Annotated in this window: 17 protein-coding genes, 5 tRNA genes and 1 pseudogene; 16 read left to right on the top strand and 7 right to left on the bottom strand. The window is 66.5% G+C overall.

Going from position 1 to position 20,250, the window contains the following annotated elements:
* Positions 1 to 50: 50 nt before the first annotated feature.
* Entirely contained in the window at positions 51 to 2,429 is a 2,379-nt protein-coding gene (gene ppsA / locus LG380_RS04030) for a phosphoenolpyruvate synthase (protein ID WP_225763726.1), read from the bottom strand.
* A 187-nt stretch (positions 2,430 to 2,616) separates the two neighbouring features.
* Here ppsA and LG380_RS04035 point away from each other — a divergent pair, with 187 nt between their 5' ends.
* The 13 genes from LG380_RS04035 (at position 2,617) to LG380_RS04095 (ending at position 12,451) form a co-directional block, all read left to right on the top strand.
* Positions 2,617 to 3,438 carry a pyruvate, water dikinase regulatory protein gene (locus LG380_RS04035; RefSeq protein ID WP_225763727.1) on the top strand — a complete coding sequence of 274 codons (822 nt, stop codon included), beginning with the start codon at positions 2,617 to 2,619 and terminating at the stop codon, positions 3,436 to 3,438.
* A gap of 49 nt (positions 3,439 to 3,487) precedes the next feature.
* The gene (locus tag LG380_RS04040) at positions 3,488 to 3,994 is read left to right on the top strand and encodes a DUF1249 domain-containing protein (RefSeq protein WP_225763728.1); all 507 of its coding nucleotides are present in this window, start codon (positions 3,488 to 3,490) and stop codon (positions 3,992 to 3,994) included.
* 54 nt (positions 3,995 to 4,048) lie between these two features.
* The gene (locus LG380_RS04045) at positions 4,049 to 4,537 is read left to right on the top strand and encodes an 8-oxo-dGTP diphosphatase (RefSeq protein WP_225763729.1); all 489 of its coding nucleotides are present in this window, start codon (positions 4,049 to 4,051) and stop codon (positions 4,535 to 4,537) included.
* Positions 4,538 to 4,746: 209 nt separating this feature from the next.
* Positions 4,747 to 5,361, top strand: coding sequence for a CDP-alcohol phosphatidyltransferase family protein (locus tag LG380_RS04050; protein ID WP_225763730.1), 615 nt, complete (start codon positions 4,747 to 4,749; stop codon positions 5,359 to 5,361).
* A 56-nt stretch (positions 5,362 to 5,417) separates the two neighbouring features.
* Positions 5,418 to 6,533, top strand: a complete 1,116-nt coding sequence (gene phaE, locus LG380_RS04055; RefSeq protein WP_225763731.1) for a class III poly(R)-hydroxyalkanoic acid synthase subunit PhaE — start codon at positions 5,418 to 5,420, stop codon at positions 6,531 to 6,533.
* Positions 6,530 to 7,600 carry a class III poly(R)-hydroxyalkanoic acid synthase subunit PhaC gene (locus tag LG380_RS04060; protein ID WP_225763732.1) on the top strand — a complete coding sequence of 357 codons (1,071 nt, stop codon included), beginning with the start codon at positions 6,530 to 6,532 and terminating at the stop codon, positions 7,598 to 7,600. The genes phaE and LG380_RS04060 overlap by 4 nt, the downstream gene beginning before the upstream one ends.
* A 100-nt stretch (positions 7,601 to 7,700) precedes the next feature.
* On the top strand, positions 7,701 to 7,985 hold the full coding sequence (locus LG380_RS04065; RefSeq protein WP_263973794.1) for a DUF5329 domain-containing protein: 285 nt from the start codon (positions 7,701 to 7,703) through the stop codon (positions 7,983 to 7,985).
* Positions 7,982 to 8,188, top strand: coding sequence for a PspC domain-containing protein (locus tag LG380_RS04070; RefSeq protein WP_225763733.1), 207 nt, complete (start codon positions 7,982 to 7,984; stop codon positions 8,186 to 8,188). Before LG380_RS04065 ends, LG380_RS04070 begins: the two co-directional genes overlap by 4 nt.
* Positions 8,189 to 8,202: 14 nt before the next feature.
* Positions 8,203 to 8,637: a hypothetical protein gene (locus LG380_RS04075; RefSeq protein WP_225766439.1), complete on the top strand. Its 435-nt coding sequence runs from the start codon at positions 8,203 to 8,205 to the stop codon at positions 8,635 to 8,637.
* Between the two features lie 120 nt (positions 8,638 to 8,757).
* The gene (locus tag LG380_RS04080; protein ID WP_225763734.1) at positions 8,758 to 8,973 is read left to right on the top strand and encodes a hypothetical protein; all 216 of its coding nucleotides are present in this window, start codon (positions 8,758 to 8,760) and stop codon (positions 8,971 to 8,973) included.
* Positions 8,974 to 9,144: 171 nt separating this feature from the next.
* The gene (locus LG380_RS04085; RefSeq protein ID WP_225763735.1) at positions 9,145 to 11,511 is read left to right on the top strand and encodes a Tex family protein; all 2,367 of its coding nucleotides are present in this window, start codon (positions 9,145 to 9,147) and stop codon (positions 11,509 to 11,511) included.
* A gap of 148 nt (positions 11,512 to 11,659) precedes the next feature.
* Positions 11,660 to 11,746, top strand: a tRNA-Leu gene (locus LG380_RS04090).
* Positions 11,747 to 11,995: 249 nt separating this feature from the next.
* Positions 11,996 to 12,451 (top strand): hypothetical protein, encoded by a 456-nt coding sequence (locus LG380_RS04095; protein WP_225763736.1) that lies wholly within the window; start codon positions 11,996 to 11,998, stop codon positions 12,449 to 12,451.
* A 184-nt stretch (positions 12,452 to 12,635) separates the two neighbouring features.
* Here LG380_RS04095 and LG380_RS04100 read toward each other — a convergent pair.
* From LG380_RS04100 to LG380_RS04120, 5 genes are all read right to left on the bottom strand, one after another.
* Positions 12,636 to 12,711: transfer RNA gene (locus LG380_RS04100), tRNA-Glu, on the bottom strand.
* Between the two features lie 45 nt (positions 12,712 to 12,756).
* Positions 12,757 to 12,832: transfer RNA gene (locus LG380_RS04105), tRNA-Ala, on the bottom strand.
* A 184-nt stretch (positions 12,833 to 13,016) separates the two neighbouring features.
* A tRNA-Glu gene (locus LG380_RS04110) sits at positions 13,017 to 13,092 on the bottom strand.
* Positions 13,093 to 13,146: 54 nt separating this feature from the next.
* Positions 13,147 to 13,222 (bottom strand) — tRNA-Ala (locus LG380_RS04115).
* A gap of 80 nt (positions 13,223 to 13,302) precedes the next feature.
* Positions 13,303 to 15,969, bottom strand: coding sequence for a heavy metal translocating P-type ATPase (locus tag LG380_RS04120; protein WP_225763737.1), 2,667 nt, complete (start codon positions 15,967 to 15,969; stop codon positions 13,303 to 13,305).
* A 111-nt stretch (positions 15,970 to 16,080) separates the two neighbouring features.
* On the opposite strand from LG380_RS04120, the gene LG380_RS04125 reads away from it, so the two are divergent.
* Together LG380_RS04125 and LG380_RS04130 are read left to right on the top strand one after the other, a co-directional pair.
* Positions 16,081 to 16,482 (top strand): DUF4124 domain-containing protein, encoded by a 402-nt coding sequence (locus LG380_RS04125; protein WP_225763738.1) that lies wholly within the window; start codon positions 16,081 to 16,083, stop codon positions 16,480 to 16,482.
* 132 nt (positions 16,483 to 16,614) lie between these two features.
* A pseudogene (locus LG380_RS04130) lies at positions 16,615 to 17,775 on the top strand (zinc-dependent alcohol dehydrogenase); the annotation flags it as partial.
* Between the two features lie 137 nt (positions 17,776 to 17,912).
* On the opposite strand, the gene LG380_RS04135 reads toward LG380_RS04130, so the two are convergent.
* A complete protein-coding gene (locus LG380_RS04135) occupies positions 17,913 to 18,416 on the bottom strand; it encodes a hypothetical protein (RefSeq protein WP_225763739.1) in 504 nt (167 codons plus the stop codon).
* 251 nt (positions 18,417 to 18,667) lie between these two features.
* On the opposite strand from LG380_RS04135, the gene glgA reads away from it, so the two are divergent.
* Positions 18,668 to 20,233 carry a glycogen synthase GlgA gene (gene glgA, locus LG380_RS04140; RefSeq protein ID WP_263973775.1) on the top strand — a complete coding sequence of 522 codons (1,566 nt, stop codon included), beginning with the start codon at positions 18,668 to 18,670 and terminating at the stop codon, positions 20,231 to 20,233.
* Positions 20,234 to 20,250 lie beyond the last annotated feature (17 nt).

Here is a 20,250-nt window from a genome sequence, read left to right on the forward strand (position 1 = left end):
AAGGGAAAACCCCGCCGGAGCGGGGTTTTCCTTGACGCCTGCAGGCTGGATCAGCCCTGGGCCTTGAGCTTGGCCAGGCGCAGCCAGGTGTCGACCACGGTGTCCGGATTCAGCGACACCGACTCGATGCCTTCCTGCATCAGCCACTCGGCCAGGTCCGGATGGTCGGACGGCCCCTGGCCGCAGATGCCGACGTACTTGCCCTTGGCGCGGGCGGCCTTGATCGCCATCGACAGCAGCTTCTTCACCGCCGGGTTCCGCTCGTCGAACAGGTGGGCGACGATCGAGGAGTCGCGGTCCAGGCCCAGGGTCAGCTGGGTCAGGTCGTTGGAGCCGATCGAGAAGCCGTCGAAGATCTCCAGGAACTCGTCGGCGAGCAGCGCGTTGGACGGCACCTCGCACATCATGATGATCTTCAGGCCGTTCTCGCCCTGCTTGAGGCCGTTGGCCTCCAGCACCTCGACCACCTTGCGGCCTTCCTCCAGCGTGCGCACGAACGGGATCATCACCCAGAGGTTCTCCAGGCCCATCTCGTTGCGCACCTTCAGCACCGCCTTGCACTCCAGCGCGAAGGCCTGGGTGAAGGACGGATCGACGTAGCGGCTGGCGCCGCGGAAGCCGATCATCGGGTTCTCTTCGTGCGGCTCGTAGTTGTTGCCGCCGATCAGGTTGGCGTACTCGTTGGACTTGAAGTCCGACAGGCGCACGATCACCGTGTTCGGCGCCACCGAGGCGGTCAGCGTGGCGATGCCCTCGGCCAGGCGGTTGACGTAGAAATCGACCGGGTCGCCGTAGCCGGCGATCTTGGCGTCGATCTTCTTCTTCGTCTCGGCGTCCTGCTTGGAATACTCCAGCAGCGCGTTCGGGTGGATGCCGATGTGGCTGGCGATGATCATCTCCAGGCGCGCCAGGCCGATGCCGGCGTTCGGCAGCTGGCCGAAGTCGAACGCGCGCTCCGGGTTGGCGACGTTCATCATGATCTTCAGCGGCGCCGGCGGCATGTTGCCGAGGTCGGTGGTGGTGCGCTCGAAGCTCAGCTTGCCTTCGTAGATGAAGCCGGTGTCGCCCTCGGCGCAGCTGACGGTGATTTCCTGGCCATCGCGGATGAGGTCGGTGGCGTTGCCCGAGCCGACCACGGCCGGCACGCCGAGCTCGCGGGCGATGATCGCCGCGTGGCAGGTGCGGCCGCCGCGGTTGGTGACGATCGCCGAGGCGCGCTTCATCACCGGCTCCCAATCGGGGTCGGTCATGTCGGCGATCAGCACGTCGCCGGGCTGGACCTTGTTCATGTCGTCGAGCGAGCGCACCACGCGGGCCACGCCGGCGCCGATCTTGGCGCCGACCGCGCGGCCTTCGGCCAGTACCTTGGCGCCCTTGGCGTCGAGCGCGAAGCGTTCGATCTGGGTGGCATGGCTGCGCGACTTCACCGTCTCCGGGCGCGCCTGCACGATGAACAGCTTGCCGCTGACACCGTCCTTGGCCCACTCGATGTCCATCGGGCGGCCGTAGTGCTTCTCGATGACCAGCGCCTGCTTGGACAGTTCCTGCACGTCCTCGTCCGAGATGGAGAAGGTGTTGCGCAGTTCGGCCGGGGTGTCCTCGATGCGCACACGCTCGCCGGGGACGTCCGAATAGACCATGCGGATGGCCTTGGAGCCCAGCGAGCGGCGCAGGATCGCCGGCTTGCCGGCGTTGAGGGTGGGCTTGTAGACGTAGAACTCGTCCGGGTTGACCGCGCCCTGCACGACCATTTCGCCCAGGCCGAAGGACGAGGTCACGAAGACCACGTCGCGGAAACCGGACTCGGTGTCCAGGGTGAACAGCACGCCGGAGGAACCGACGCCCGAACGGACCATCAGCTGCACGCCGGCGGACAGGAACACGTCCTCGTGCTTGAAGCCGTGGTGGACGCGATAGGCGATGGCGCGGTCGTTGTACAGCGAGGCAAACACTTCCTTGACCTTGTGCACGACGTCGTCCGCGCCGGTCACGTTGAGAAAGGTTTCCTGCTGGCCGGCGAACGAGGCATCGGGCAGATCCTCGGCGGTGGCCGAGGAGCGGACGGCCACGGCCACTTCGCCGCCGCCGTTGTCGGCGCACAGCCTGGCGTAGGCATTGCGGATGTCGGCATCGAGATCAGGCTGCAGCGGGGCATCGATCACCCAGCTGCGGATTTCCCTGCCGGCAGCGGTCAGTGCGTTGACGTCCTCTACGTCCAGCGTGGCCAGCTTGTCGAAGATGCGCTTGGACAGGTCGTTGTGGGCGATGAACGCCTTGAACGCATCGGCGGTGGTGGCATAGCCCCCCGGAACCGAGACACCCAGGCCGGCCAGGTTGCCGATCATCTCGCCCAGCGAGGAATTCTTGCCACCTACGCGGGCCAGGTCGGCCAGGCGCAGCTCATGCAACCACAGGATGTTCTCGTTCAAGCGCGATGCTCCATTCGGCCATCGCCCGAGGCGGGCTTTGATGGCCACGTCCGTAGGAAGAAGCCACTATGATGCCGTGCACAACCGACCCCGCACAAGGTTTGACAAGCCTGCGATGTCCTGCCACTTGTCCCGGCGCTGGCCTGCCGCCACACTCCCTTGTCACGAATTTCACCAGGGGTTGACAATGTCGGCAGTCCGGCCGGTTTTTTACGTCTCCGATGGCACCGGTATCACCGCCGAAACGATCGGCCACAGCCTGCTGACCCAGTTCACGGGTTTCAGCTTCGTCACCGACCGCCTGTCCTTTATTGACGACCCGGACAAGGCCCGCGAGGCCTGCCAGCGCATCCAGGCCGCGGCAGAGCGCTACCAGGTCCGTCCGATCGTGATCAGCTCCTGCGTCGATCCGGGCCAGACCCAGATCCTGGTCGAGAGCGGCGCGCTGATCCTGGACGTGTTTGCCCCGTTCATCGGGCCGCTGGAAGCCGAGCTCAACGCTTCGCGCCTGGCCAAGGTGGGCCAGGCCCACGGCATGGTCGACTTCGAGACCTACCACCGCCGCATCAATGCGATGAACTTTGCGTTGTCCCACGACGATGGCGTGGCAGTGACGTATGACGATGCCGACGTGATCCTGGTGGCGGTGTCGCGCGCGGGCAAGACTCCGACCTGCATCTACCTGGCGCTGCATTACGGGGTGCGCGCGGCGAACTACCCGCTGACCGATGAAGACCTCGAGCATGACCGCCTGCCGCCGCGCCTGCGTCCTTACCGGAACAAACTGTTTGGGCTGACGATCGATCCGGAGCGCCTGCAGCAGATACGCCAGGAACGCCGTCCCAATTCGCGCTACGCCGCGCTCGAGACCTGCAAGCGCGAGGTGGCCGCGGCCGAGACCATGTTCCGCATGGAGCGCATCCCGACGCTGAGCACCACCCACACCTCGATCGAGGAAATCTCCAGCAAGGTGCTGGGAACGCTCGGCCTGCAGCGCGAGATGTTCTGAGCGCCGCCTGGTCAGCCGGGGTGGTTGACCAGGCGTGTAGGATCGATCCATGTCATCGCTCATTCCACGTCGTGGTCGCATCCCGCACCTGAGCCGTCTCGGCTGGCTGATGGGGTTGTACGCCGAAAACCACGGGCGGCTGGACCGCCTGTTCGCCCCGGGCCGGCTGGCCAAGGGCAGCTATTCGTCCTCGGTCGGCGATGGCCTGGACGTCCGCCTGGACGTGATCGAGTGTCATCGCTACACGCTGGAGCTGCGCCTGACCTACGATCTGTGCGACCCGGTGACCGGCGAGCCGGATCCTTCGGCCTACCTGCGCATGTACCGCGATGCACGCCAGGTCGAAACCACGCACTGCTATGTCGGCCGTCGCTGGCAGGACGTGGTCGGCATGTACCCTCCGCCGCGCGAGCTGATCAGCCACCGCATGCGCATGAACACCTTCCTGGGCAAGTGGCTGGAATACCTGGCCGACCGCGGCCATGGCCTGCACACGCTGGTCGCTTCCGACGTGGATACCCCGGCGGTGCCGGCGCCGCTGGTGTCCGTGCGCTGACCGCGCCGGGCATCGGGCATACTCGCCGGTCCCGCCAGCCATTCCCGTCTGCCGATGCCTTACACCCCGATCATGGCCACCCTTGGCTACGTGCTGTCGCCCGACGGCACCCAGGCCCTGATGATCCATCGCAACATCCGCGCCGGTGACATCCACCTGGGCAAGTACAACGGACTGGGCGGGAAGATGGAGCCGGGGGAGGATGCGCTGGCCTGCATGCACCGCGAGATCCGCGAGGAAGCCGGCATCGAGTGCGGGCGCACGCGGCTGCGCGGCACCATCAGCTGGCCGGGCTTCGGCAAGGGCGGGGAGGACTGGTTCGCCTTCGTGTTCGTGATCGACGACTTCACCGGCACGCCGCTGGAGGTCAACCCGGAAGGCACGCTGGAATGGGTGCCGCTGGACCGTCTGGAGAGCCTTCCGTTGTGGGAGGGCGACCGCCACTTCCTGCCGCTGGTGTTCGATGCCGATCCGCGTCCGTTCCACGGGGTGATGCCTTACCGCGACGGGCGCATGCAGTCGTGGAACTACACCCGGGTCTGATCGGGCAGGGCGTTTTCCACAGCGGATGTGGATGGCAGGTGCGCAATGCTGTGGATAAGCCGCGTCGCCCGTTGCGTAGCAAGGCCGCCTGACTGTCTGGCCAAAAATTCACCAGTCGCTGGTGGGTGTGCCGATCGTGGCCTTGACCTTTGCTGTGTCTCCACAGTCGCACGCGCTACGCTGTGCCGACCTTCTTCCGCCGGGTGCCCATGAAACGTCATTTCTCGATGCTGCGTGACTTCCAGCTTGCCGACTGGTTCACCCTGGGCAATGCCTTCTGCGGTACCGGCGCGGTGTTTGCGGCGATGCGTTTCCTCCAGGACGGGCAGCGTGGCTTCCTGCTGTTCGGCATGGCCTTGATCCCGCTGGCCTTCGTGCTCGATGCGCTGGATGGGCGCGTGGCCCGCTGGCGCAAGTCCTCGTCCACCCTGGGTCGCGAGCTGGACTCGCTGTCGGACGTGATCTCCTTCGGTGTCGCGCCCGCCGCGCTGGCCTATGCCTGCGGCATGCAGGGCGGCTGGGACTGGCTTGTGCTGAGCTACTTCGTCTGTTGCGGCGTCAGCCGCCTGGCGCGCTACAACGTCACCGCCGAGGCGATTGCCGGCGAGGCCGACAAGGTGCCGTATTTCGAGGGCACGCCCATCCCGACCAGCCTGCTGCTGGTGGTGGTGCTGGCTGTGGCGGCCGCCAACGGCGCGATCGGTGGTGCGCTGTGGCTGGGGCAGTGGCAGCTCGGCCCGTGGCAGCTGCATCCGATGGTGCTGCTGTTTGCGCTGTCCGGCTCGCTGATGATCAGCAAGACGCTGCGCGTTCCCAAGCCCTGAAGCGCGGGCCCCGCCCTGGCATTGTTATCATCCCGGCTTGAACCGGGAGGATGGCAATGACGACGTCAGGCGATGAAACAGGTGGATTCGAGGCCCTGGCGCGCCAGTATTTCAATGCCTGGGGCGATGCACTCCGGCATGCGGTGAACCCGCAGGGTGGCAAGGCTGCGCCAGGGGACGGCGCACCCTCGTGGCAGCAGGCCATCGACTGGTGGACCCAGCTGCTCCCGCCCGACGAGGGCACGACCCGTGACGACGTCGTCCACCGCTTCCGCGAACAGGCCGGCAGCTGGTACGGGACCATGCAGGAAGTGGCCGCGCGCTTTGCCGGCCGAGATGCCAGCAGTGCCGACGTGGCCTCGGCATGGCGCGAGGCGGTCAATGCCAAGGGCGATGCGATGCTGCACTGGATGCTGGACGCCGCCCGCGGCGGTGCCCGCACCGGCGTCGACTGGTCTCCCTTCATGGGCGGCGCGGCGGGCAACCCGGGCATCCTTTCCAATCCCTGGCTGCACGTGCCCGGCTTCGGCCCGTCGCGCGAACACCAGGCGCGATGGCAGGCCCTGCTCAAGGCGCAGCAGGAGTACCAGGCCCGCTCGCAGGCCTACGTGCAGCAGGTCCGCACGGCGCTGGACGATGCCTTCGTGCTGTTCGAGCAGCGCCTGGGCCAGCACCAGGACCCGGGCAGCCAGCTGACCAGCGCCCGCGCCCTGTTCGACCTGTGGATCGAGGTGGCCGAGGAGGCCTACGCACGGGTCGCGATGTCCGAGCAGTTCCAGCAGGTGTATGCCGAAATGGGCAACGCGCAGATGCGGCTCAAGGCCGGCATGCAGCGCGAGGTCGAGCGCCAGTCGGAAATGCTCGGCCTGCCCACGCGCACGGAGATGGACGCAGCCCACCGCCGCATCGCCGAGCTGGAACGGCAGGTGCGCCGGCTGATGCAGGCCAGTACCGGAGACAGGCCTGCGGCACCCACGGCAACCGCCGGGGTGTACCCGCGCAGCAAACCGCCCGCCAAGGCAGCCCCACGCGCCAGCAAGTCCGCGCCGGCCCGCACGGCGACTAAGGTGGCGACCAAGGCCGCCGGCAAGCGGGTCTCGAAGACCGCGACAAAGACCGCGACCAGGCCCGGCCCGACCCGCGCCGCCCCCAAGCCCGGTAGATCGCGATGAAAGGGCCGCTGGGTTTCAGCCCGGAGGACCTGCTGCAGGAGGCCATGACCATGCAGCGCAAGCTGATGGATGGCCTTAAGGTGCTGCCGGGCATCGATGACGTGGACTACGGCGTAACCGAGCGGCAGGCGGTGTGGAGCGACGGCAAGGTCACCCTGTACCGCTTCGTCGGGGAGAAGCCGGCCACCGCGCGGGTGCCGCTGCTGATCGTCTACGCACTGGTCAACCGGCCGTACATGGTCGACCTGCAGGCCGACCGCTCGCTGGTGCAGAAACTGCTCGATCTGGGGCAGGACGTGTACGTACTGGACTGGGGCTATCCCGACCGCTCCGAGCGCTTTCAGACACTGGAGGACTACCTGCTGCGCTACGTCGACGGCGCCGTCGACCACCTGCGCAAGGCGCACGGGCTGCCGGCGATCGACCTGCTGGGCATCTGCCAAGGCGGGGTGTTCTCGCTGTGCTATGCCGCGCTGCGCCGGTCCAAGGTCCGCAACCTCATCACCATGGTCACGCCGGTGGATTTCCACACCGCGGACAACATGCTCGCGCACTGGGCGCGCGGCGTGGATGTGGACCTGTTCGTCGATACGCTGGGCAACATCCCGGCCGACCTGATGAATGCCAGCTACCTGATGCTCAAGCCGTTCCGGCTCAACGTGCAGAAGTACGTCGGCCTGCTGGACATCCTCGATGACAAGCAGGCGCTGGAGGATTTCCTGCGCATGGAGAAATGGATCTTCGATTCGCCCGACCTGGCCGGCGAAGCCTTCCGTGAGTTCATCAAGCAGTTCTACCAGGGCAATGGCCTGGTCAACGGCAGCGTGCGCATTGGCGAGGAGGCGGTGGACCTGCGCAAGGTCGACATGCCGGTGCTCAACATCTACGCCGAACAGGACCATCTTGTCCCGCCGGCTGCCTCCAGGGCGCTGGCAGGGCTGGTAGGCAGCAAGGACTACACCGAGACCGCGTTCCGGGGAGGGCACATCGGCATTTACGTATCCGGTCGCGCCCAGCGCGAGGTGCCGGCGGCCATCGACAGCTGGCTCAAGGCCCGCGAGGGGTGAGGACGCTGGCGCCACTGGCTTCCGTGGCGCTGACATTCGTTGGAATGCCGGTGCCACGCCCACGCCACGGGCGGAGAGGGTCGACGCCCTGATTGCCGCGCTGGAAGGCTCGAGCCGCCAGTTCCAGCGCAACGGGAAGTGGCATGACGCCGCCGCTGCGCGGGTGCGCCTGCAGCGCAAGAGCCTTGGCCGCCGAGCCTTTTATCGAACGGGCGGCAAGCCGCAGCAGCGCGTCCGGCACCGCCTACCGGTCCATTGCCCGGGGCAGCCCGGACAGGGGCAGGGGAGTGGTTCAACGCCCACCTGCGCGGCAGCGCGAAGATTCACCGTAGCCATCGATGACGGTAGGCTGGTGGCCAGTCGTCCCACAGGAGGTTCGAGATGAATACCGCCACGTCCGGCACGCTGTCGCGCTCCACCAACGACCGGATGATCGCCGGCGTCATGGGCGGCATTGCCCGCCGCTACGGCTGGAATTCCACCCTGCTGCGGGTGATCTACGTACTCGTGTCGATCCTCTCGGCCGCGTTCCCCGGCATCCTGGTCTACCTGATCCTGTGGCTGCTGATCCCCAACGAAGCCAGCTGAGCCATCGCCGCGCCCTGCGCAGGCTGCTGTTCGCGCTCGGTGCGGCGTGGACCCTGCCGAACACGCTGATCGGGCTGGCCGGCGGCCTCGCGGGAATGGTCGCCGGAGCGCGTCCTCGATGGAGCCGCACCGAGCTGGCCATCGTATTCGTGCGTTGGCCCTGGGGGCCGGGTGGGGCCATCACCCTGGGCAACGTCATCCTGCATACGGGCGAGGAGCTCGACGTGCCGTGCTTGACCTACGAGCACCGTGCGGGGCTGTGCCGGCATCCGCTGGTGCGCCTGTCCGACCACGAACGCGCACACGTGTTCCAGTACCTCGTGCTAGGCCCGCTGTTCCTGCCGCTGTATCTGCTGCTGGGCGGCGTCTCTGTCCGCAACCCGCTGGAACGCGCCGCGGACCAGTATGCGCTGCATGGCCACGGCTGGTGGCCGTGGCGCCGCCGCTGATCGCCGTCTGGCTGCGGCCTGAACATGCACGATTCCTTCCGGCCTGCTCGACGCGGCCATTACAGGCTGCCCTCTAGTCTTGCCTGCAGTTGAGCAACACGTTCTGGAGGAACACAGCAGATGTCAGTGGTTCTTTACGTCGGTGGCAGCAAACATGGCGACAAGGGGGTGATCCCCTGGGGCTTCAGCAAGTCGCGCGCCGATACCGAGCAGGGCCCGGAGATCTACACCGAGCGGTTCATGGATCTGCAGGGTGTGGGCAAGGTACGGGTCATGGCGCTGGAAACCCTGCGCGACGACATCGTGATGCAGAGCACTGCCAAGCTGTACCGCTGACCGCAGCACCTACGGCGACACGCCCTGAACGAGCGCCGGCTTCCGCAAGGACGCCGGCGCTGTCGTATCCGCCGGGCGACAGGTCCCGCCGCGCCTGTCAACGGCTTTCCCCATCGGTCCCGCATTGCCAGAATGGCCGCCTTTCCGCAGAAGCGGCCCCGGCCGGAAGCAATGCAAGACATCAAGCTCGCCAACCAGATCGCCCAGACCATCGCCGAGGAAATCGGCGCCCAGCCGGCGCAGGCCAAGGCAGCCATCGCGCTGCTGGACGAGGGCGCCAGCGTCCCGTTCATCGCCCGCTACCGCAAGGAAGTCACCGGCGGCCTGGACGACACCCAGCTGCGCAACCTGGAAACGCGCCTGACCTACCTGCGCGAACTGGAGGACCGCCGCGCCGCGGTGCTGGCCAGCATCCAGGAGCAGGGCAAGCTGACCGACGAACTGCGTGGAGACATCCTCGCCGCCGACACCAAGTCGCGCCTGGAAGACCTGTACCTGCCGTACAAGCCCAAGCGCCGCACCCGCGCGCAGATCGCCCGCGAGGCCGGCCTGGAACCGCTGGCCGATGGCCTGCTGGCCGATCCTTCGCTGGATCCGCAGGCCTTTGCGGCCGGCTTCGTTGACGCCGACAAGGGCGTGGCCGACGCCAAGGCCGCGCTGGACGGCGCCCGCGCGATCCTGATGGAGCGCTTGGGCGAGGACGCCGCGCTGGTCGGCGAACTGCGCAGCTGGCTGGGCGAGGTCGGTGTGATCCGCGCCCGCGTGGCCGAAGGCAAGGAGGCCGAAGGCGCCAAGTACCGCGACTACTTCGACCATGCCGAGCCGCTGGCGAATATTCCCTCGCACCGCCTGCTGGCGCTGTTCCGTGCGCGCCGCGAGGAGTTCCTGTTCCTCGAGCTGGATCCCGGTCCTGACGCCGAGGCCGGCCACCAGTACGCCGAAGGCCGCGTCGCCCGCGCCGCCGGCATCTCCGACCAGGGTCGGCCGGCCGACCGTTGGCTGCTCGACGCCTGCCGCCTGACCTGGCGCGCCAAGCTGCACATGCACCTGCTGCTGGACCTGTTCAACCAGGCCCGCGAGAAGGCCGAGGCCGAGGCCATCGCCGTGTTCGGCGACAACCTCAAGGACCTGCTGCTGGCCGCTCCGGCCGGCCCGAAGACCGTGCTGGGGCTGGACCCGGGCATCCGCACCGGCTGCAAGGTCGCCGTGGTCGATGCCACCGGCAAGCTGGTCGCCACCGAGACGATCTATCCGCACGAGCCCAAACGGCAGTGGGAACAGTCGCTGCAGACGCTCAGGCACCTGTGCGCCAAGCACAACGTCGAGCTGATTGCGATCGGCAACGGCACCGCCAGCCGCGAGACCGACAAGCTGGCCGGCGAGGTGATCAAGGCCTGCGACAACCCGAAGCTGCAGAAGGTCGTCGTCAGCGAGGCCGGCGCGTCGGTGTACTCGGCTTCCGAATTCGCCGCGAAGGAATTCCCCAACCTTGATGTCTCCCTGCGTGGTGCGGTCTCCATCGCCCGCCGCCTGCAGGACCCGCTGGCCGAACTGGTCAAGATCGAGCCCAAGGCGATCGGTGTGGGCCAGTACCAGCACGACGTGGACCAGTTCCGCCTGGCGCGGGCGCTGGATGCCAGGATCGAGGACTGCGTCAACGCCGTAGGCGTCTACGTCAACACCGCCTCGGCGCCGTTGCTGTCGCGCGTATCGGGGCTGTCCTCGACGGTGGCCGAGAACATCGTGCGCTACCGCGACGAGAATGGCCCGTTCAAGCGCCGCAAGGATCTGCTCAAGGTGCCACGCCTGGGCGACAAGACCTTCGAACAGTGTGCCGGCTTCCTGCGCATCGCCGATGGTGACGAGCCGCTGGATGCCTCGGCCGTGCACCCGGAAGCCTATCCGGTGGTCGAGCGCATCGTTGCCACCGCCCAGCGCCCGATCAAGGCGCTGCTGGGTGACGGCAGCTTCCTGCGCGGTCTTAAGCCGGAGCAGTTCACCGACGAGACCTTCGGCGTGCCGACCGTGCGCGACATCCTCAAGGAACTGGAAAAGCCGGGCCGCGACCCGCGCCCCGAGTTCAAGGCGGCCCGCTTCGCCGAGGGCGTGGAAGACATCAAGGACCTGCGCGAAGGCATGGTGCTGGAAGGCGTGGTCAGCAACGTTGCCGCGTTTGGTGCCTTCGTCGACATCGGCGTGCACCAGGACGGCCTGATCCACATCTCCGCGCTGTCGGACACCTTCGTCAAGGATCCGCGCGACGTGGTCAAGGCCGGCGACATCGTCAAGGTCAAGGTGCTGGAGGTGGACGTGGCGCGCAAGCGCATCGCCCTGACCCGACGCCTGGACGACGTGCCGGGCCAGAGCACCAGCCGCCCGGGTGCACGTGACGAGCGTGGTCCGGTCAGTGGCGGTCGCCGCGACCTGGGCAACGCGCGTGGTCCAGCCCGCGGGCCGCAGGGCGGCCGGGCAGGGCAGGCGCCCGCTCCGGCGAACAACGCCCTGGCCGAAGCCTTCGCCCGCGCCAAGCGCAGCTGATCGCGGCACGCGACGCTGGCGAGGTGCCAGCGTCCCGTTTGCCCGCAGGAACGTACGCCCGGGGCTTCCAGCCAGCGCTAGGCCCCCAGAAAAACGGCAGTGCAGCGTGCCAGCTTCCGGAAGCTCCGGTATACTGCGCGGCCAGCCAGCCGAAGTGGCGGAATCGGTAGACGCAGCGGACTCAAAATCCGCCGCCCTTAAAAGCGTGTGGGTTCGAGTCCCACCTTCGGCACCAGCATAGTTCCAGTCATCCGACAGGGTGCACTGGAATAAAAAAGCCCAGCACTTGCTGGGCTTTTTTGTTTGTTGGGATGGAAATCAACTTAAGTGATCCGCGCTACGGTCATGCGGGCTGCCGCGTGTTTGGCCGATCCGCTGATCGGCAACGACGGGTTCCAGCGATCATGTAAGTCAACCAACTCCTTGTTGTCCCCAGGCGTGCAGGACCGCTATTGTCTATTCCTACGCCTCTGAAGGCGGGACGATGGAGATGGCATGGATGCCACTTGTTCCAGGTCAGCGCGTCATTGAGGTGGACTTCGAACGCCTGCTCGAAGACGGGTGGGAAAATACAGCCGCCCTGCTGGATGAACTGGAGAACATCGGCGACAGGGAAACAGAGCTTGTGCTCAGGGCGCACATCACGATGGAGAGGTCGCTCGATGCCATCCTTGAGGCGAGTTTTTTTGCGCCAGGACACCTTCGCCTCGATCGGGAAACGTTCTCCAGAAAACTCGCCTTGGTTCGGGCAATACACGAACCCCTTAGCGACCATTGGCACATCATCGAAAAGCTTACGACGCTGCGTAACAAGATCGCTCACAAGGTCGGCAGTCCGGAACATGTCGAGGCTGGAGCGAAGTTCCTGATTGCTTTCAGATCGCTCCCTCAGGCTGGGAGCCAGTTATCAGTGACGAACGCGACTCGTACGAGGAGTTGAAGTTGGCAATCATCCATTGCCCCGTTCTACTCAACTCGCTCCATACGCTTGTTTTGAAGCTCGGTCCCCACATCGCCATCTATGGAAATAAATGACCTGGGAGGCCTTGTTCCAGGATCAATGCGGATTCGTCAGGGCAGGGCAATAAAAAAGCCCCGAACAAGTCGGGGCTTTTCTTTGAAACTGGCGTCCCCACGGGGATTCGAACCCCGGTCGCCACCGTGAAAGGGTGATGTCCTAGGCCTCTAGACGATGGGGACGCTTTGAAACTTCTGACTTGCCAGACAGGCCTAGTGTCTGAAAAGTGGTGGAGCCAAGCGGGATCGAACCGCTGACCTCCTGCATGCCATGCAGGCGCTCTCCCAGCTGAGCTATGGCCCCACGTTGTTGCTGCGAGCCCGCTATTCTAGCGGCGTTTTCACAATCTTGGAAGAGGTTGTGAAAACTTTTTCGCAGCGGTCTTCCGGTGCAGGAGGGTGGGACATCGTCCCGGTCTTCCGAACCAAAAACCCGTTACCTCTACAAGAAGACCCGCCTGGTGGTGGGCTTTCCTGTACCTGATGAATGGCGTCCCCACGGGGATTCGAACCCCGGTCGCCACCGTGAAAGGGTGATGTCCTAGGCCTCTAGACGATGGGGACGCATAAACTTCATCAGATTGTTCCTTCGCGATCCGAACGGCCTAAAATCCGGATTGGTGGAGCCAAGCGGGATCGAACCGCTGACCTCCTGCATGCCATGCAGGCGCTCTCCCAGCTGAGCTATGGCCCCACGTCGCTAAGAAGGAAATAATAGCCGGCGCTTTTTTCCTGCGCAAGCAGTTTGTTGCAAAAAACTTCGCATCCCCCGCATCAAGCTGCGGGAAGCCGCGTCGCACGCAGGCGCAGCGCGTTGCCGATCACCGAAACCGAGCTCAGGCTCATCGCCAGTGCGGCCAGCATCGGCGACATGCTGATGCCCAGCGGAGCCAGTACGCCGGCCGCGACGGGAATGCCCAGCCCGTTGTAGAGGAAGGCGAATCCCAGGTTCTGGCGCATGTTGCGCACGGTGGCGATCGAGAGCTGGCGTGCGCGCAGCACGCCACGCAAATCGCCCTTCACCAGTGTCACCTGGGCGCTGGACATGGCCACGTCGGTGCCGGTGCCCATGGCCATGCCGACGTCGGCGGTGGCCAGGGCAGGGGCGTCGTTGATGCCGTCGCCGGCCATCGCCACGCAGTGCCCCTGCGCCTTGAGCGAAGACACCAGCGCGGCCTTGTCCTCGGGGCGGGTTTCGCCATGCACCTCGTCGATGCCGAGGCGGACGGCCACCGCACGTGCCGTCGCCCACCCATCGCCGGACGCCATCACCACGCGCATGCCGCTGCGATGCAGCTCGTCGATTGCGGACGGCGTCGAGTCCTTGATCGGATCGGCCACCGCAACCAATCCGGCAAGGCGGCCATCGATGGCGAGGAACATCACGCTGGCACCTTGCTGCCGCAGCCCGTCGGCGCCCCCGTCCATCGAGGTGGTATCGATGCAGTGGTCGTGCATCAGCGCATTGCTTCCCAGAAGGAGCGCGCGTCCTTCGGCCTCGCCGCGCACCCCCAGGCCGGTCATCGACTCGAACCCCTGCGGGGCGGCGAGCATGAGCTTCCTTTCGCGGGCCTCCGCGACCACGGCCTGGGCCAGCGGATGCTCGCTCCTCTGGTCGAGGCTGGCAGCCAGGCGCAGTACTTCATCCGCGTCCAGACCCTTGGCCGGGATGACCTCCCGGAACGCCGGGCGCCCTTCGGTCAGCGTGCCGGTCTTGTCCACGACCAGGGTGTCGACCCGGCGCAGGGTCTCGATGGCCTCGGCATCGCGGAACAGCACTCCGAGCTCCGCGGCGCGGCCGGTCGCGACCATGTTCGACATCGGTGTGGCCAGTCCCAGCGCGCAGGGGCAGGCGATGATCAGCACCGACACCGCGTTGAGCACCGCGTGTGTCCACGACGGTTGCGGGCCGAACAGGCCCCAGCCCAGGAAGGTCAGCACGGCAATGCCCAGCACCACCAGCACGAACCAGTAAGCCACGCGGTCGGCCAGGCGCTGCATCGGTGCGCGCGAGCGCTGAGCCTGCGAGACCATCTGCACGATCTGCGACAGCATGCTGTCTGCGCCGACCCGCTCGGCGCGTACCAGCAGCGTGCCGGAGCCGTTGAGCGTGGCGCCGATCACGCGGTCATCGACTGTGCGCGTTACCGGCAGCGACTCGCCGGTGAGCATGGATTCGTCCACGGTGGAACGGCCTTCGATCACCACGCCATCGGCGGGGATCTTCTCGCCGGGACGCACGCGCAGGTGGTCGCCGGCGCGGATTGCGCTCAGCTCCACGTCCTCCTCGCTGCCGTCCTCGCGCACGCGGCGGGCGGTCTTCGGTGCAAGCCCGAGCAGCGCCCTGATCGACGCCGAGGTGCGGGCGCGTGCGGACAGTTCAAGCAACTGGCCGAGCAGGGTCAGCGAGATGATCATTGCCGCGGCCTCGAAATAGACGCCGACATGGCCGTGGTCATGGAACGAGGCGGGGAAGATCCCGGGCGCGATCGTGGCGACCACGCTGTAACCGTAGGCGGCCAGTACGCCGGTGCCGATCAGCGTCCACATGTTGGGACTGCGGTTGGCAATGGAGGCGGCCCAGCGCTGCAGGAACGGCCAGCCGGCCCACAGCACCACCGGCGTCGCGAGCGCCAGCTCCAGCCATGCGCGGAGCGCCGGATCAAGGCCCTGCAGCATCCCGAGCATCGGCGTCATCGCCAGGGCCATCACCGCCAGACTCAGCGGCACGCTGATCCAGAAGCGGCGACGGAAGTCGGTCAGCTCCGGGTTCTCGCCGTCCTCCAGGCTGGGCAGCATGGGTTCCAGTGCCATGCCGCAGATCGGGCAGGTACCGGGGCCGTCCTGGACGATTTCCGGGTCCATCGGGCAGGTGTAGCGGGTTCCGGCAGCCGCTGGTGGCGTGGGGGCGGAGGACTCGGGTTGCAGGTATTTCGCCGGATCGGCGACAAACCGCCGGCGGCACTCCTCGCGGCAGAAGTGGTACTGCACGCCATCGACCTCGGTGTGGTGCGGCGTCTGCGCCGGATCCACGCTCATGCCGCACACCGGATCGCGTGCCTCGTCCGCGGCAGCCGCGGATTGTTCCGTACTGGCAAGGAAGGACTGCGGATCGGCCTCGAACCGCTCGCGGCAGCGGCCACAGCAGAAGTGGTAGTCCTTGCCCTGCCAGTGCGTGTGATGGGCCCTGCGGGCCGGATCGACCTGCATGCCGCAGACCGGGTCGGTGGCGCTGGCAGGTCCGGATCCGCCCTTCAGGAACGCCCGGGGATCGGCAATGAAGCGCTGCCGGCAGCCGGCGCAGCAGAAGTGGTAATCCACGCCCTGCCACGATGCATGGTGGGCCGTGCGCGCCGGATCGACCCGCATGCCGCAGACAGGGTCGCGGTTGCTGTCTTCCTGGCCGGTGGTTCCGTGCTTTCCGCAACACGAAGCACTCATTGTCCTTCCTCGTTCGATGTTTCGATGACCACGTTGCCTGAGCGCCCTTGCAGGACGGGCTGCAGGACCCGCAACTCCAGCCTATGATCCCGGAACACAGGAGTAAACGACATGGATGGTCGGAACGTGGTGTTGTTGATGTGTCTCGTTGCCGCGCCGGTACAGGCGCAGCAGGTGTTCAAGTGCGTGCAGGGCGGCGCGGTGTCCTACCAGTCCGCTCCGTGCAGTGGCGGGGAGGCGAGCAGGACCTGGGACGCGGTGCCGGAGGCCGAACGATCGCCCCAGGAGCGGCAGCGACTTGCCGCGATCGAACAGGAGCTGGCACGGCGCAACCGGCCGGCAGCCCGGCCTGACCCGGCCATGCGGATTGCCAGACCGGCGCGTTCGGCAGGCAGCAGCCAGTGCGACGCGGCGAAGGCCCAGCGTGATGCTGCCTACCGGAGCGTCGGGCTGCGACGGTCGTTCAAGTTCTCAAGCGAGTGGGACAAGCGCGTCCGGCAGGCCTGTCGATGACCCGAGCGGCCTATGCGCCGCCGTCACATCCGCCTACGCCGGCATAACACCTCCGCGGCCAGAGTGCGGCAATCATCGCGGGCCGGGCCATTGGCAATGCCCGCCCTGCAAACCCGCACCAGGAGGTGGAAAATGCGCGCTCTGACCTACCACGGCAGCAAAGACGTCCGCGTGGAGACCGTACCGGATCCGGTACTGCGCGATGCCGACGACATCATTCTCAAGGTCACGGCGACCGCGATCTGCGGTTCGGACCTGCACCTGTACCGCGGCAAGATCCCCGACATGCACACCGGCGACATCCTCGGCCACGAGTTCATGGGCGTGGTCGAGGACGTGGGCCCCGGCGTGACCCGGGTGAGGAAGGGCGACCGCGTGGTGATCCCGTTCGTGATCGCCTGTGGTGACTGCTTCCACTGCCGCCTGGCGGAGTACTCGGCCTGCGAGACCACCAACGACGGCCAGGGCGCGGCGCTGAACAAGAAGAACATCCTGCCACCCGCCGCGCTGTTCGGGTTCAGCCACCTGTACGGCGGCATCGCCGGGGGGCAGGCCGAGTACGTGCGCGTGCCCAAGGCCAATGTCGGCCCGCTGCGCATCCCCGATGTGCTGACCGACGAACAGGTCCTGTTCCTGTCCGACATCCTGCCCACAGGCTACCAGGCGGTGGTCGATGCCGGCGTGACCCGGGGCTCCTCCGTGGCGATCTTCGGTGCCGGCCCGGTCGGCCTGATGGCGGCGGCCTGCTGCCGCCTGCTGGGTGCCGAGCGCGTGTTCATGGTCGACCACATCCCGTACCGGCTTGCGTTTGCCGAACAGGCCTACGGCGTGATTCCGATCAACTTCGCCGAGATCGACGACCCGGCCGGGTACATCGTGTCGGCCACTGCCGGACGCGGTGTGGATGCATCGATCGAGGCAGTCGGTTTCGAGGCCGAAGGCAGCGCACTGGAAACCGTGGCGGTGAACCTCAAGGTCGAGGGCAGCAGTGGCGTTGCCCTGCGCCAATGCATCGCGGCGACCCGCCGCTGCGGCACTGTCAGCGTGCCGGGCGTGTATGCCGGTTTCATCCATGGCTTCCTGTTCGGTGATGCCTTCGACAAGGGCCTGACCTTCAAGATGGGCCAGACCCACGTGCAAAAGCACATGCCCGAATTGCTGGAGCACATCGGCGACGGCCGCCTGGATCCGGGCGTGATCATCTCCCACCGCCTGTCGCTGGAAGAGGCGGCCCAGGGCTATGAGATCTTCGACAGGAAGGAACAGGACTGCCGCAAGGTCGTGCTGACCCCGCACGCGCACAAAGTGGAGACGCTGCAGGACGAGGCATTGACCGAGACCTTCCCGGCCAGCGATCCGGTTTCACCGTTCGTGCCGGCCAAGGCACCGTGATGGCGGGCGGGCGCGTGGCCCTGTCCCGCGCCCGCTTCTCAACCCGGCTCGCGCTGCAGCCTTGCGTATTTCAGGCAGCGCAGCAGTTCGAACAAGGCGGGGACCACGCCCAGCAGGAATGCCGGCAGCAGTGCGAACACCCAAGTGGAGAGGGGGCGTGGCGCCGGGACCGGCTCGAGCCCGACCCCCGAGAGCATCGGCCAGCAGGTTGCAGCCAGGGCTACCCAGGGAGCGATGTCCATGATGCTGTGCACGTGCTGCTCCAGCGGGGTGATCGTGCGTCGGGGAAACGCGACCCGCGTGTCCCAGTAACCCACCGCGGCATGCACGACCACCAGGATGGTCAATCCCACGCACAGGCCGGTGGACCGCGGCAGCAACAACCACAACAGAACACCGAGGCCGAGGACTGCAAGCTGCGCCAGATGCAGTGCGGACTCGCGCACGCCGGATGTCCATTCGATGCAGCTGCGACGGTGCAGCCAGAAATCCAGTGCTCCGGCGCAAAGCCAGAGCAGGTAAAGCCAGTGCCATAGCGTCATCTGGGAGCCTTTCGGTGCGGCTGAGTGCGTGCAGCGTAAGCAGGCCCGGGTACACACCGTGTCCATCAGGTGCGCCATCCGCGCGCGTAAACGCTTCAGCTTCGCGCATACGCTCACCATGCACTCGCGTTGGATTCACGAGGACTTGATTCCAAGAGGATTAAGATTGCTTCGCTGCTATTGTTCTGGTCGCGCATCTGGGGCCGGCAATCGGCGCTCGAACGTCAATTCACCTTCCTAGAGTGCATGTCATGTCGCATCCGCATGAGTCGGTTGTGCCCGTCGTCCAGTCCCCGAAAGGGCTGTTGCGCGACGGCGACGGCTCCAGCATCCGCGTATCGCGGCGGCTGCGTCCCGGCCAGACCACGCCTTCGCGGCGGCGGACCACGTCTCGACCGGAAGGGCGGATTCTTTTCGTCACCTCGGAAATGGCGGATTTCATCAAGGCGGGCGGGCTGGGTGACGTCGCCTCGTCGCTGCCGCGTGCCGTGCGTGAACGGGCCGACATCCGCGTACTGATTCCCGGCTATCCGGACGTCATGGCCCGTGCCAAGGGCATGCGCAAGGTCGGGCGCATCCCCGCACTGGCCGGCCTGCCGCCGTGCGAGATCGGCAGGCTCACCCTGGCCGATGGCCTGCCGGTATACGTGCTGATCTGCCCCATGCTCTACGACCGTCCCGGCAGTCCCTACGTGGACCATCAAGGCCGCGACTGGGTGGACAACGCGGTGCGCTTTGCCACCTTCTCGCGAGCCGCAGCGTTGATCGCCGGTGGCCAGGCGGGATTGAAGTGGCGGCCGGACCTGCTGCACCTCAATGACTGGCCGTGCGCACTGGCCGCGGCCTACCTGAAATGGAACGGGGCAACGGCCTGCTCGTTGCTGACCATCCACAACCTGGCCTACCAGGGCCTGTTCCCGCTGGACGAGGCCGCCGTGCTCGGCATCGAGCCGGAACATGTTGCCGAGCTTGACTTCCACGGACAGCTGTCCTTCCTGCGCGCCGGCATCGTCCACGCCGACCAGGTGAGTACAGTCAGCATCAGCTATGCGCGCCAGATCACCGCGCCGGCCGATGGCTGCGGCATGGACAGCCTGTTGCGCCGGCATGCGGCACGGGGCCGGCTCAGCGGCATCGTCAACGGCATTGATGCCAGCTGGGATCCCCGCAGCGACCACCATCTGGAAGACCATTTCGACCTGCATCGCTGGGAGGGCAGGGAAGCGAACAAGCAGCGGGTGCGTCGCGCGTTCGGCCTGCCCGACAGCGATGGCCCGGTGTTCGCGGTGGTTTCGCGGCTGGTGCACCAGAAGGGTCTGGACCTGAGCTGCGCGGTAGCGCCGCAGATCGCCGCCGCCGGTGGCCAACTGCTGATCATTGGCGGTGGCGAACCGCAGATCGAGGCCGAAGTAGCGCAACTGGCACGGCGCTTCCCTGCCTGTGTCGGCGTATATCCCGGCTTCGACGAGGCGCTGGCACGGCAGATGTTCGCCGGTTCGGATTTCCTGCTGATGCCGTCGCGGTTCGAACCGTGTGGTCTCAGCCAGATGTACGCCCAGCGCTTCGGGTGCCTGCCAATCGCACACGCGACCGGCGGGCTGATCGACACCATCGAGGACGGCGTGACCGGCCTGCTGTTCAGCGGGGCCGACGTCGACGCGTTGCGCCGCTGCGTGCAACGGGCCTTCCGCATCCATCGCATCCCGGGCCTGATGGCAGCCATGCGCCGTGCCGCGATGCTTCGTCCCGCCAGCTGGGAAACCGCCGGCGGGCATTACCTGCGTCTTTATGAACGTGTTGTGGAGCAGTACGCATGAGTGAGGGAGCAACCGCG

The sequence above is a fragment of the Stenotrophomonas sp. Marseille-Q4652 genome, from assembly GCF_916618915.1.
Classification (GTDB): domain Bacteria; phylum Pseudomonadota; class Gammaproteobacteria; order Xanthomonadales; family Xanthomonadaceae; genus Stenotrophomonas.